Source organism: Chryseobacterium luteum, from assembly GCF_000737785.1.
GTDB classification, from domain to species: Bacteria; Bacteroidota; Bacteroidia; order Flavobacteriales; family Weeksellaceae; genus Chryseobacterium; species Chryseobacterium luteum.
This window is the reverse complement of sequence record NZ_JPRO01000038.1, coordinates 1-13,420: the sequence shown is the minus strand read 5'-3', so window position 1 is coordinate 13,420 and position 13,420 is coordinate 1. Positions and strand designations below refer to the sequence as shown.

8 protein-coding genes, 1 tRNA gene and 2 pseudogenes are annotated in these 13,420 nt (G+C 35.5%); 6 read left to right on the top strand and 5 right to left on the bottom strand.

The annotated features are described in order from the left end of the window. The first annotated feature begins 854 nt into the window (after positions 1-854). Together IX38_RS21375 and IX38_RS21370 are read left to right on the top strand one after the other, a co-directional pair. On the top strand, positions 855-2,003 hold the full coding sequence (locus IX38_RS21375) for a terpene synthase family protein (protein WP_034708069.1): 1,149 nt from the start codon (positions 855-857) through the stop codon (positions 2,001-2,003). 164 nt (positions 2,004-2,167) lie between these two features. Then, positions 2,168-2,734, top strand: coding sequence for a hypothetical protein (locus IX38_RS21370; protein WP_034708068.1), 567 nt, complete (start codon positions 2,168-2,170; stop codon positions 2,732-2,734). A 22-nt stretch (positions 2,735-2,756) separates the two neighbouring features. On the opposite strand, the gene IX38_RS21365 is transcribed toward IX38_RS21370, so the two are convergent. After that, entirely contained in the window at positions 2,757-3,278 is a 522-nt protein-coding gene (locus IX38_RS21365) for a hypothetical protein (protein WP_034708066.1), read from the bottom strand. Positions 3,279-3,574: 296 nt separating this feature from the next. Beyond that, positions 3,575-5,185 (bottom strand): hypothetical protein, encoded by a 1,611-nt coding sequence (locus tag IX38_RS22220; RefSeq protein WP_051884993.1) that lies wholly within the window; start codon positions 5,183-5,185, stop codon positions 3,575-3,577. An 865-nt stretch (positions 5,186-6,050) separates the two neighbouring features. Here IX38_RS22220 and IX38_RS21350 point away from each other — a divergent pair. Together IX38_RS21350 and IX38_RS21345 are read left to right on the top strand one after the other, a co-directional pair. Then, on the top strand, positions 6,051-7,013 hold the full coding sequence (locus IX38_RS21350; protein ID WP_034708064.1) for a terpene synthase family protein: 963 nt from the start codon (positions 6,051-6,053) through the stop codon (positions 7,011-7,013). 186 nt (positions 7,014-7,199) lie between these two features. Beyond that, positions 7,200-8,006 (top strand): annotated as a pseudogene (locus IX38_RS21345) (SDR family oxidoreductase). A 191-nt stretch (positions 8,007-8,197) separates the two neighbouring features. Here IX38_RS21345 and IX38_RS21340 read toward each other — a convergent pair. After that, on the bottom strand, positions 8,198-9,991 hold the full coding sequence (locus tag IX38_RS21340) for a hypothetical protein (RefSeq protein ID WP_034708063.1): 1,794 nt from the start codon (positions 9,989-9,991) through the stop codon (positions 8,198-8,200). A gap of 167 nt (positions 9,992-10,158) precedes the next feature. On the opposite strand from IX38_RS21340, the gene IX38_RS21335 reads away from it, so the two are divergent. Further along, positions 10,159-11,127, top strand: a complete 969-nt coding sequence (locus IX38_RS21335) for a bifunctional helix-turn-helix transcriptional regulator/GNAT family N-acetyltransferase (protein WP_034708061.1) — start codon at positions 10,159-10,161, stop codon at positions 11,125-11,127. Positions 11,128-11,203: 76 nt separating this feature from the next. Here the strand turns inward: IX38_RS21335 and IX38_RS21330 are convergent, their stop codons facing one another. Further along, a complete protein-coding gene (locus IX38_RS21330; RefSeq protein WP_228378018.1) occupies positions 11,204-11,878 on the bottom strand; it encodes a hypothetical protein in 675 nt (224 codons plus the stop codon). Between the two features lie 407 nt (positions 11,879-12,285). Here IX38_RS21330 and IX38_RS21325 point away from each other — a divergent pair. Further along, a tRNA-Arg gene (locus IX38_RS21325) sits at positions 12,286-12,357 on the top strand. 845 nt (positions 12,358-13,202) lie between these two features. Here the strand turns inward: IX38_RS21325 and IX38_RS23305 are convergent. Then, positions 13,203-13,420: pseudogene (locus tag IX38_RS23305) on the bottom strand (hypothetical protein); the annotation flags it as partial.

The following is a 13,420-nucleotide window of genomic DNA, read 5'->3' as shown; positions in this document are numbered from 1 at the left end:
AGGCGCAAGAAAATCAAAGATTTTCTGTAAAAATTCTATAGTAAAAAAGTTAGAGCCTGTTTAAATTTTATTCAATAAAAATTATGATGGATAAATAATTACTAAAAAACATATTACTCTTGCAGATTAAAGAGATTTTGCAGACTTATTTCAGTTATAAAAATCTGTGTAATCTGCAAGATTTTAAAAATTTAAACAGCCTCTTAATATTCCAATCTCGGCTGATTAACTTTTCTGAAATCGAAATTCTGCCTTTAAAAAGAAACAGAAAATCGGTAAAAAAAACAATAAATTCCGAATTTCATACATGAATTAAATCCATTCCGAACGTTTAAAACCAGCATTAATTCAATTACAGAGGCTGTAGTTATGCTGATGTCATTTTTGCGTGAAATAAAATTAGGAGACATTAAATAATTTTTTATTTTAGCATTAAACTAAATCTAAAGAAAACATCAAATTATGATTTATGAAAATTTACTTCCTAATTCAACAGAAAGGTAAATGCCTTTAACAGCTTCAATACCTACCCTGTTTTTCAGACAATAAACTGCCTATCTAATATAGAGCTGATTATTTAAATCAATGTCTGCCGCTGACCACTGATAGCGGAAAAGCCTGAAAATAAAATACAAAAAAAACAATTGATTATCAGTCTGTTGATTCAGACATTTAAGGATTAAATTATATATTGAGCTATATTTTTAGAAGCAGAGATTCCGTCCATGAGATAGATACTCATATATTTTTTAATACATTTTCATAAATGCCCTCAACCAGTTTCAGAGGTTAATGACTGCCACATTTTACAGGTAAATCTTAGCCTTATGTGAAATTAAAAAAACACCAAAACCATGAATACGCCAGAACTCCTAAATGAACAAAGTACCTATACGGATTTTGCAACAGAGCAAGAACCGCTGCAATTTTATCTTCGTAAATTTAAAGATAAACAGGAGTATAAATGCTACCCTTTGTATAACGAACAGGTAAGCAAAGAACTTATAGAATGGGCAACAAAAAAAAGCGGCATCAAAAAAGGAACAAAGGCATATCAGCATACCATTTCCAGCGACATCAGCTATTGGCTTGCATTGTCTTTTCCTCTGACCAAAGATTTGAATAAATTTAAAAAAACATTTTATTTTTTTCAAATGTTTTCTACTATGGATGATCATGCAGATGAAGACTGGGGAGACGGAAAGGCTGATACTGAAAAGATAGTTAAACTTTGGAAGAAGGCTATAAAATTGGTAGATACAATAAGAGATGGTGCTCCTTGGCATATTAAAGCACTTCGTACTATTTTGATGAGGATGCCAAATATCCCAATTTATATGCGAAGAAACTATAGTACCATGAGAAAAATTATGAATGATTTGTCACCTGTACAAAGGGAACGTTATATCAACAGCTTTAAAAGCTATATGGAAAATGCGATGCTCCAGGCCCAGATGAGCGGCAAGGAGAAAAGCACCACCTTACAGCAGTATAAAGAGTACAGAGTGAAAAGTATAGCCTCTATTCCCTGCACATTAATGGTAGAATATTTATATGATATAGTACTCACAAATGAAGAATACTTTCACCCTAAGCTGCAGGAACTGGAAAAACTAGGGACACTTCATGTAGCATTTATCAATGACCTTTTTTCCCTGTTTAAAGAATATAAAGGTACTTTTAAAAATCTTCATCATGCTGTTTCCATATTTATCCTGAATGAAGGATTGACCTTTCAACAGGCTATAGATAAGTTATGTGATGAAATAGAACAACTTCAGAAGGATTATATTGACTTAAAAGACGAATGGTTTGCAAGTGGTGAATATATTTCAGATAATGTCCGCCGGTTTATTGAAGGGCAGCAGTATTACATGGCAGGCAATGAGAAATGGCACAGGCTTTCTAAACGATATCACGGCGAGAATTTCAATACCACCATAACGTCCGGCACACTGAAATGGAGCCCGGAAGGAACTATATACACTCCGGATGATGTATAAAAAGGAATAGCAAAGGTTTATTTAATATTGATTCTTATGACGAAGAGGCAACGCTTATGGTAATACAGTTGTTTTTGACGGGAATAGTAGTTCTAAAAGCTCTAATGATGTTTATCGCTGAATAAGTAAATGTATAATTAAGATCTGTATAAACAAAGTACACTATGGATGCATTTTCCCACATCAGGGTTATCATAAGTATGATTTTGGGCTTTGGAGTGGCTCAATTACTGAAAAACACGGTCAAATTAATTGATCATCCCCAAAAAAGCAAATCTGTTTACTGGCTGCATTTGTGCTGGGTGAGCTATATTTTCATTTTAATTGTTCTTTTCTGGTGGTGGGAGCACCGGCTTGAAACTGTTCAGAGCTGGAATTTTTTAGCCTATTTATTTCTAATTGTCTATACCACATTATACTATGTATTATGCGTTCTGATTTTCCCTGATAATATAGACGAATACAAAAATTATAAAGACTACTTTTTTTCCAGGAAAAATTGGTTTTTTATGTTTCAAATACTTCTTTTTGTGGTAGATTTTGGAGATTCTCTTTTAAAAGGCAAGGCCTATTTTCAGTCGCTGCACTGGACTTATCCGGTAAGAAATATATTGCACATCAGCCTTTCTTTCATCGGAATTAAATCCTCGAACGAAAAAATTCAAATCGGTATTTTTTTCATTTTGTTTGTTTTTGATATTCTATTCATCGCACAAAATTATTTATACTAGATTTTACTGGAGAGTAGCCCTATCAAGATTGGGCTGAAGATATTTCATTGATAAAATACTTTAGATCTTCTGTTGTATATTCATTGGGCATTAATTTTTGAAGAAAAATTTGAATGGGACTATAATTTAAATCATTGTTTTTACACCAGTTAAAATGTGAAATAATAACCGCATCTGCCTGTTCGGAGATATCAATCTTATGTTTTTTTATAAAATCCTCCAATGTAATTTTATTAATATGCCAGTCTATTAATATTTCTAATGCCGGCTTATCTCCATGAGAAATATATTCCTGAATAATTGTTTTTGCTACTAACAGGTAAGGATTATTTTCGTTTTCGGCATTTATATTAAAGCAGATGGAGAGCTTTAATTGTTTCGGAAACTTCAGGTATAAATGATAGGCTTCTTCAAAAGCTTTATGACAATATCCGCAGGAAGGGCTTAAAAATAAGTCTAATCCGATTTTCGCCTCGGAGTTACCAATTTGTATCTTTTTTAATGTTTGTAAATCTTCATAACGTATTTTTTTTGTCAGATTCAAAAGAGCATTGAACGTTTTTGGATTTCGCTTAAATTTTTTATTTTGAATATCTGAATTTTTCAGTTTAAAATAACCGCTGATGTTTGGGAAAATAAGAAAGTTGGGAATATGAATAAGACTGATAAAAAAAATTTCATTTATTCTATTTTTTTAACAAATATAATGAAAATCATTGGCCTTAAATTTATAAAACTCCCTCTATTATTTCCTGTTAGGCTAATAGAGGGAGGTATAGTTCTGTATTTTATATGATCTGAAAAGCTTTGTCTGCAAAAGACGGCAGCTCCTTTATCTCATTAGTCAATTTTATAGGCAACAATCTGATCTTCCTGCCATTTAAAACCACCAAACAGACTTAAATCCTTTACAAGACCAATAACGTGATTGTCTCCTGCTACATAATAATACCTTGTTGTAGCAGCCGCAGTATTATTAATTACGATTGTACCCTGTACCAAACTGTATAAAGATCTGCCCGGAAGGTTACCACTAATCAGATAACTCCCCTGGATATATGTTGGCACCCCGGTAATAGTCACTATATCAGCATTACTTGTTGTAAAAGTCGTTCTCAGCCAATAAGATGAATCAGAATTAGTTACAGCTGTAGAAATATCTCCGATGGATCTCATCAACATCGTAACGTTAACTGCCCATTTTCCTGTTGGCAGATCAATATACGCTCCGGTATGAAGAAATTTACCTTGATTACCGGCAGTTTGAAATCCCTGTGTAGTAGGAATATCTCTTCCGTTCCAGCCGATTTCCTTACCTCCAAGAACGGTATTGATTGTCTGGCTTTTCCAGCTGGCATTACCATTGGTATCTGAAGTAAGCACTTTTCCGTTACCCTGTGTACCGTCAACCAGTTTGAATGTTCCGCTCACATCCAGTTTAGCCGCCGGCGTAGTTGTCCCGATTCCCACATTTACTGCATCTGCACCTGTACCTCCCAGCACAAGACTATTGCTTTGTCCTACTTTTGCATTATAGCCTATGGCTGTGGCATTAGTCAGGCCACTGGTGCTTACATTGGATAAAGAACCTATTAATGTATTTTTGTCACTATTGCTGCCTTGTCCTGCGTTGTATCCTACTATAGTATTATCACTACCGATAATGCCGAAACCTGCAATAGAACCTACCGCAGTATTCCTGTTATTATTGGTGCCAGAATTCTGAAATGTATTGAATCCAATTCCTACATTATCATTTCCTGTAATATTCTGAGATAAAGCAAAGCTACCCAACGCGGTATTTTTAGCCCCTGTAGTATTTCCCGTTAAGGCATAGAATCCGAGTCCTGTGTTGCGATCTCCCTGATTATTTTGTAGTACTCTATCTCCAATAGCCGTCACTGCAGGTCCAGAATTACCTGTTGCTGCTAAATATCCAAAACTGGTTTGCCCTCCGTTACCTGTCGGATTTGGCCCCCCTGCATAATAACTGATTCGGCCGGCATTCAGATTATTTACTTTAAATATTAAGCTCTGTCCATCTGTAGTACCCAGGAAGTTAGTGCCCGGAGTAGTGCCTGCATTACCAGTAGTATGCCAGTCATCTGTACCAGGAACCGCTGCTCCACTTCCAAACTTAATCCAATTTAAACCATCAAAATAATAATAGCCTTCTGATGTGATGTTCATTGTTTTTCCAGCCGGGATTCCCGAAACTGCTGATGTTGCATAAACAATTGCTCCTTTTTGAGGTAAATCATATTGCAGGTCTTTTCCTTTGATATCGTCTCCTGATAATCTCGGAGCGATGATACCTTCTGCTGTTAGGGTACCCGTTGTTTTTGCAGCAATATCCAGGGTTGCTTTCGGGTTTTCATGATTAATGCCTATCTGAGAGTACGCCACTGTAGAGGCTGTCAGAGCAACTAAGAGAATGATACTTTTTTTCATTTTAAATGTTTTTTTATATGTGTTTTCTATTACCTAATCGGAATTTATTTTGCAGCATGACCTACGCTGCATTTTATTCCGGATAAATGAGGAACTGTTTTATATCTGGTATTGTTTTCAGAACTTCACGTATTAATACCTACTTGAGTAACAACTAAATGAAGGAACTAAGTGAAGAATGCAACAGACATTTCAGATCATTAGCCTTGAAAATATATCGGATAATGGTAATATTCATTGATATTGGCCCGCGAAAGTCGGTTATTTTTATTCCCTGAAGAAAATACGTCTGTAATATTTTCAGAAAAAAACACATGTAAATAAGAATATCAATTGTCATCAAAAGACTTCCGTCGGAAAACCAATTATCATTCTAAAGACATTAACGAATATGGTCATAAATTGAATATAATGTTTACTGATGCTCTACTTCTATAAGCTTCGATTAATCTTAGAGTGTATGCCGTTTCATTTGCTGTTTAAGTACATTTTCAAAGTTTTTTCATCCCGAAAACGGCGATTGATGCTGAACATAAGAAAATAAATTTTATATTCGTATTCGTAATTAATCCCTGCCAGGAGATTTTGAACAATGAAAAATTCAGCACCCTCCGGCTGCCCGGAAAAGAGATTAAGCATTCTTTATCAACGCTAAAAATACACCGAACAATTGCTGAATTAACGCTTTCCTCACTGCACACTCAGAATACCCCAGCCCATATGTAAGGTTAATAATGATATAAAGATAATGGCCTTTTGATACAATAAAACGATTCACCATCATATATATAAAGGATTTCACTGAAATATAAGCATCCTTGAAATTTATCAAAATTCAAAATTTAACCCTATAAATATCATATTTATGCAAAACGACAACCCGTTTTCAAGCTCTTCTTTTTTTGAACAGCTGCGAAAAATTACCCGGAATGAAGTTAAAAGTTATGATCCTTCATTTGAAGATCCTGTTGAAATCGTTCTGGCTGAACATTTCAAAATAAATCCATATCACCTCCCTTTAAGAAGCAGGTTTATAAAGTGGTTCAAACAGTATGAAAAAACAAGTCCGCGGTGCCATGAGGACCTTCTGTATGTTCCAATTTATTTCTTCCCGACCACTAAGAATTATGATAAATTATTTTTTAATTTTATACTGACGGTCACCCTTGCTGATATAGATGATTTATCCCATTCTGATAAAACTTTTATGACAGATTTTGCAGTCAATTGTCTAAAAACATTGAATCCTGATCCCACTCTGCCGACAAGCATCCTCGAATTTATAAAAGCAATGAACGGATTTCTATCCGGAGCAGATGATTATCTGAGAGACCATTACCTATCGATCATGGTTGAGTTTTTCGAAGGCTGCCGGACTGAAAACATAATAGACCGATGGTCATTATCTTGCGATGAATACCTCGAAAACCGCAGAGATGTGATTCTTTCGAGAATGTATACCTATGCAATATGGATACTGGAAGACAGGTTTGGCCGTAAAGAATTTGATCTCACATTCGATCTTATGTCTGATATTGATGAATGGGGAGTATTGATGAACGATCATCTTTCCGTTTGGAAGGAAATAGAAGATGAAGATCCCGGTAATTGGATTCTGATCAAATGCCGGCAAACAGGAGAGGCATTTAACGATATCTATACTGAGCAGTTCAAACAAATGCTGGACAAAACATATGATTTAATGAATAAGCTCCAAATGATTGACTTAGTACATCACACTGATATTGGGAAGAATATACTCAGTTTTGTTGCAGGAATATATATTTGGAATAAATATAGTAAGCGATATCAGGTAAGGTATAGCTAATGTTATCAGCACATTCTCAAAAAGACAACCGGATTACTCCTATTTCAACAAACTTTTACAACGACAAAGAATAAATTACCGTCCAATTTATTTGTAATATATTCGGAAATCACCACATAGTTCCCTGTCTCCTGTAGAACAGATTTTATATCTTTTGTTCGTAATCTAAAACAAAATACATAAATAATGAAAAATTCAAATTTAACTGATTATCCAACAGCAACCAGTACAGGAGCCCGCCGTTTTGTTGATAAAGTGGCTATTGTAGTGGGTGCGTCAGCTAACGTTGGCCGTGCATTGGCAGAATTACTGGCACAGGAAGGAGCCAGGGTTGTTGTCCATTATAACAGTGATTCAAAGCGTGGGCAGGCAGAAGAAGTTGTGGCTGCCGTGAAGGCGTACGGCAGTGATGCGATAGCGTTTCAGGCTGATTTAACACGGCCGGAGCAGGCTACACAGCTTTTTGATGCTGCAATTGCCAAATTTGGGAAAGTTGATATTCTTATTAATACAGCAGGCAAAATCATACGCAAGCCCCTAGCCGATTTTACAGAGTCAGAGTTTGATGATCTCTTCAACGTTAATGCAAAAGCAGCGTTTTTTCTGTTGAAAGAAGCTTCACAAAAGATTGCTGATCATGGGCGGATATTAAGCTTCGTAACCACTATGGTAGCTGCCTTCGCTCCTACTTATGCCGGCTATGCAGGAAGTAAGGCACCACTGGAGCATTTTTCCAAATCGCTTGCTAAAGAATTAGGCAGTCGCGGTGTAACGGTTAACTGTATTGCACCCGGACCGCTTGATACTTAGTTTTTTTACCCTGCGGAATCGGATGAAAATATTGCATGGCTTAAATCTATGTCTATCGACGGCGGTATTGGTAATATTCAGGATGTCACAGGTTTAGCTTTATTTTTGGTATCACCTGAAGCACGCTGGATGACGGGTACAACCAATTACATCAATGGGGGAATTGTTTCCACCATCAATTAAGGGGCTGTTTGAATTTTTAAAATCTCCTTAATCTTAGAGAGGAATATTTTTCTTTAGTAATTATTTCTGTATAATTTTTATTGAATAAAATTTAAACAGACTCTAAGTTTACTACTAAGACGCTATCCCGAAGTGTTTAAGTTAAAAAGTTAAGGCTTGGATTTTTATAATCTGAGCCTGTCTTTAAATCATCAGTTTCCAAAATTCACAAAATGCGGAATATCTGTTGCAAAACTGTTCATTGGTAATACGTTATTCCGGTTGCTGTTAAAATCAAAAACCGAATTATTATCGAAAGGAACGCGGGGATAATAGGTAAAAGAAATCTGAATCCTGTTGAAAACCAAATACGGGTTATTAATTAAAACACCAATTCCTATTTTCGTATTGATATTTGTTTTCAACAACTTATCGTCGGGCATTCCTAACCAACCGACTGCCGTAGTCAGATACGGGCTGAAATGGAAATTCTTCCAGGTTTTGTTGATGAAAAGCTGAAGCTGATATCGTAAAACTAATTTTTTGGTCCCGATATAATCTGCATTGTAAACAGGAAATTCATCTGGCGAGGAAAGATTGATCCTGTCTTTATAAGTATAATTATGCTGCGGATTTCCTAATGCTAAAGTCGGAGAAAAGAAATGTCTTGCTTTGGCAAACTTCCAATCCATAAGATGGGTAAAATAGGTTCCGTCCAGGCGGAAAGATTCACGGTTCTGGCTGTTTTCATTAAAAAACCTTCCAAACTGAGCTTTTATATTGAAATAGCCAATATTTGTGAAGTCACCGTAAGATGCAGAAATTCCCGCATAAGGTATTATTTTACTACTTCTTGATAAAAGTCCAGCCGTAAGATTCACCGAATTACCATAAGCAACATCCTCCGGTAAATCATATTGAAAAATGTTTTTCTGAACCGAGAATTTTCTCTGAATAAATCCGACAGACATCAAAAAGCTGCTATAGGAACTGAAATACTGATATTGGTCGATTCCGGGACTGTCTTTGTATTGATAGTTTTGAAATCGTCCTATCAATGCTATATTGCTGGATATTTTCTCAGTGGGATCAGATGAAACGGGGATCTGATAACCTCCCCACAAATCCTGGCTGTACACCTTGATCTGAACTTCCGGGAAAGTGGTATCGGTTTCTATCGGAAGCGAAACATGACGCATAAAATATTCAAACGTAAAACCGCCTGCCCATTTCGTCAATGGTGAAAAGAAATCTCTTCTTACATTGAAATTGATCCTTTCATTTTTCGAAAAATCCCTTTCTCCCAAAACCTGGGCATTGATATAGGAACCAAAAAGATTATAAGCTGTGTAACTTCCCAGAAGATAGTCCTGCCTTTCTTTGGAATCGTTTCTATAAAGCACATTCAATTCGTGTCCCAATCCCAATACATTTTCTTCGGTGACTCCCAGACCAATTTTACTTCCGGAATAGCTGACTCTGGGCTTCAGACTCCAGGAATCAAGAACCTTTACAACAATATCTATTGAATCTTTGGTGGAAGTACTGTCGGAAATACTGATGTTAACCCTGTTTATAAAAGGCATTGTTCTCAGTAAACGTTCGGATTCGTAAAGTTTTTGTGCATTATATTCTTCACCCTCCTGAAAAAGTAAATAATTATTAACCGTAGAAACTCTTGTATTAGAATGAAGATGATTGGTGAACCAATCATACCATCTGGATTTTTCTTTTTTGTCTTTGGAGCCGTATCCAAACGGGTCAATGGTTTCTATCCTGATGTTTCTGATGTATTTTCCGTTATAAGTTTCCTGAGCCAGCTTTTCAGTTCTTGTTTTAACAGAAGCCGAATCTGCTTCCCTCCGAAATATAAAACGATGAATGAATTTGGTCACTTTTCTCTTATCCGAAAATTTTTCTATTTTGTAATAAAGGGAATCTTTTTTCTCCTGTGCATTTAAAAAGAAAAAACCACATAAAAAGAAAATTAAAATCAATTTGTTCATCCGTAATCAAAAAATTTAACAGATTTTATAATATCAATTTATAAGCCAATAAAGAATAAAACAGGATTATTTCATTGAATACTAATTGAAGTTAAGCTGATATGTTATTTGCATGTTAGAAAAAGTTATTTTACATTTATGTAACTAATTACGTAATTAACTTTATTATGGATTTTTATAACTCAATCGGGCTGAAAGGCATAGGCAGCCGTTTAAGACTTCTGACTACTAAAATTACGGATGATTCAGCTCAAATTTATAAATTATATACTATTGATATGCAGCCCAAATGGTTTCCCGTTTTTTATTCTTTGTCAGAGGGAGACGAAAAGACTATAACGGGTATTGCGCTGGAAATAGGCCACTCACATCCTTCGGTAAGTAAGATCATCAGCGAAATGATTAAAGAAGGTATCGTTGTAAAGAAAGAGAATTCAGATGGAAGGAGAAGTATGGTAGCTCTGTCAGAGAAAGGAATACAATATAAAGAAAAGATTCAGGAGCAGTATCAGGATGTTGAAAATGCAATTAAAGAAATATCTGCGCAGGCTACTCATGATTTATGGGAGGCAATTAAAGAATGGGAGTTTTTACTGGACCAGAAAACATTAGTCCGCCGTGTGGCTGAACAGAAGAAACTTCGGGAAAGCAATGCTGTACGGATCATAGATTTTGAGCCCCAATATGCGGCTGCATTCAGGAAGCTGAACGAAGAATGGATATCATCCTATTTTAAAATAGAACAAGCCGATATTCAATCACTGGAAGATCCAAAAGGATATATCCTGGACAAAGGTGGGCATATTTTTATAGCATTGCTGGATAACGAACCAGTGGGAACATGTGCATTGATGGCCATGAACGATGGAGAACATGATTTTGAACTGGCTAAAATGGCGGTTTCACCAATTGCGCAGGGTAAAAGCATTGGCTGGTTACTGGGCCAAACCGTATTGGATAAGGCTGCGGATCTGGGGGCAAAGAAAGTTTACCTTGAAAGCAATACTGTGCTAAAACCTGCAATAAACCTTTACCATAAACTTGGATTCCGGAAGATCGCCGGACATGCTACACCTTATGAACGCTGTAATATTCAAATGGCGATAAACCTTTCAAACCGTAAAAATAATTTATAAATAAGTTCCGGATCATGTATAATGAAAAAATAGGTGTTATCATTTTACACTTTTTCGCCTGGCAAAAAAATATTTGTCAGCGATAGTTTTTTATCATTTCTCCATATTTTTCAGTGTAAGTTTTAAACATTTCTGCCCGTGTTCCCAAATGAAAAACCTCATTTCCATTCACCACTAATTTTTGTGGTGATTTTCCGTTACAAAACCTACCTGTTGAATTTAATGCTTTTTCAAGTATTTCAAAGTTTTGTTCTGCAATTTCATTGGTTGGAAATTCATAAACCCGAATCACAAAATCCGGATAAAAGTTTTTTGTGCCCTTTTCCGGTTTTTTACTTCTTGCGAAGTATTCTCTTACTCCATTTCCTTCAATCAATTTAATCCGGTTTTCTTCACAATTGTTATAAGAAAATTTTTCCCTCCTTTTTCGCTCTTCAAAAGTAAATTCTGTTGTTTCTAATCTTGATTTAAGTTCGTTTATAAGCTTTGTATTGTCGGTGGTGTTTGTGGTATGAATTGTATCATATCGGGTGTTTTCCTTAGGCATTTTTCCAAGGGAATCATATTCTTCGCGTTTTGGCATTCTTCCCCGGTCAAAACCGGTTATAAATATATATGATATTGAAAGAATGCAAATTAAAATGAATGACAGTATAATGATTACTTTTTTGGCTACAGTGAATTTTGATTTTATTATAAATATCAAAATCAAAAAAAGTGATAGAATTATAAATATTGCCAGAATTCCCATATGTGGATGTGAGTTTTTTTTAATTACCGCTAACTGTTTCCGGCTTGGTCATGTGACGGATTTTGAGTATTAAAGTTCCTGTTTTGAGTAAAAATTTGACCGACAAAAAAATAAAAGGACTGTTCCCTATTTTATTTATCATAATTTTTTGATCCACTAATGTATAATATGTTTTTATATAAGTCCAAAATTTATTTTGAATGTTACTGATCTTTAAATATTTGTATCTGCCCGTTTCTATTATTGAATACTATTCTCTGTTGATCACATGGCAAAAGATAATTTATTTTGTACATGATTTTGGAATTAAACTTTTACAGGCTTTATAAATTGTAAAAAAATCAGTATTTTCGCAGTCGGAAATCATAACTGACAGGTCTTTTTTGAGACCATTCGCTTATGAACACGGCTGCATAGTTTAATGGATAGAACTTCGGATTTCGGCTCCGACAGTGAGGGTTCGAGTCCTTCTGCGGTCACAAAATGCCTCAATTTGCATTGAGGCATTTTATATTAAAATCTGTTGTTATTTGAAAAATTAAGGCTTCAGATCTTCAAATTTCTTATCATCAGGGAAAACGTGCTCTACTTTTTTCAACAGTCAATTCTTTCGGAAGAGAGATAACCCCCTTTTTTACAATATCTTAATTTGATAAAATGGATTCATTATAGATTATCACTTTTTTAAAGAGACTGTCTATTCAAGTGAAATCCTGAAAAGAATTTTGTATCGGGAATATTTCTCTTTAGGCTTACACTAAATTCCCTATACAATTCTTTCACTATGTGGAAAAACCACCCGAATTAACGCCATATTCAACCTATACCAAATTGGCTCCGTCAGTTCGAGTGTTTTTCGCAGCGAAGCGGAGAAAAATGTATCGAGAACCCGACACCTCGATACGATTTTTCCAAAAATCTACTCTAATTGACGAATATTCGCCTTAAATTAAAAGATATGCCAGAATCGGTATTTCGACTGGGTGTATTACCGCAGTACAGAACCAGATAATAAATAAGCATTGATTTTCACACCAGGTTCGAATCCCAGCGCGATCCTTAAGGAGGCATTATTTAATGGTTGTCTCCTTTTTTATACCATTAAAAATCTGTGACCCAAACTCTTACTATCTGGTCTTTTATAGTTGGATTGAAAATATAATCTTCAGGCTTTTATGTTAAACCGCCTAAAAACCCGCTTCTATCTATATTTGATAGTTTTTTTTAGAAGTTCGATATCTCCTTAAGGTTTCGATGTTTTTTCTTTCGGTTTATTGTAATTTTTTGACACGAGATTGAGAGTTTCGGCAAAGCTGACCCCAGATTAGTCAATTCGTAAAACTCGCTTCCAGTCCGAACCATCGAACTCCATTACATCTTTGGCCCCTATGGACCACATGATTCCATCAGCTGCGCTCAGGTGATAACAAGTGCGTGGAATATCATCCCCGAAATCAACGGGCAAGAGCTTCCCATCTTCCAGCTGATAGACGAAACTGGTAGAAGATACGTACAAATGTCCGTCAAAAACCTCCATACCCC

Bases quoted from the DNA above. Each gene is read 5' to 3' on its own strand.
- IX38_RS21350 (WP_034708064.1), top strand. From the start codon at position 6,051: ATGCAAAACGACAACCCGTTTTCAAGCTCTTCTTTTTTTGAACAGCTG.
- IX38_RS22220 (WP_051884993.1), bottom strand. From the start codon at position 5,185: ATGAAAAAAAGTATCATTCTCTTAGTTGCTCTGACAGCCTCTACAGTG.
- IX38_RS21375 (WP_034708069.1), top strand. From the start codon at position 855: ATGAATACGCCAGAACTCCTAAATGAACAAAGTACCTATACGGATTTT.
- IX38_RS21330 (WP_228378018.1), bottom strand. From the start codon at position 11,878: ATGGGAATTCTGGCAATATTTATAATTCTATCACTTTTTTTGATTTTG.
- IX38_RS21370 (WP_034708068.1), top strand. From the start codon at position 2,168: ATGGATGCATTTTCCCACATCAGGGTTATCATAAGTATGATTTTGGGC.
- IX38_RS21340 (WP_034708063.1), bottom strand. From the start codon at position 9,991: ATGAACAAATTGATTTTAATTTTCTTTTTATGTGGTTTTTTCTTTTTA.
- IX38_RS21335 (WP_034708061.1), top strand. From the start codon at position 10,159: ATGGATTTTTATAACTCAATCGGGCTGAAAGGCATAGGCAGCCGTTTA.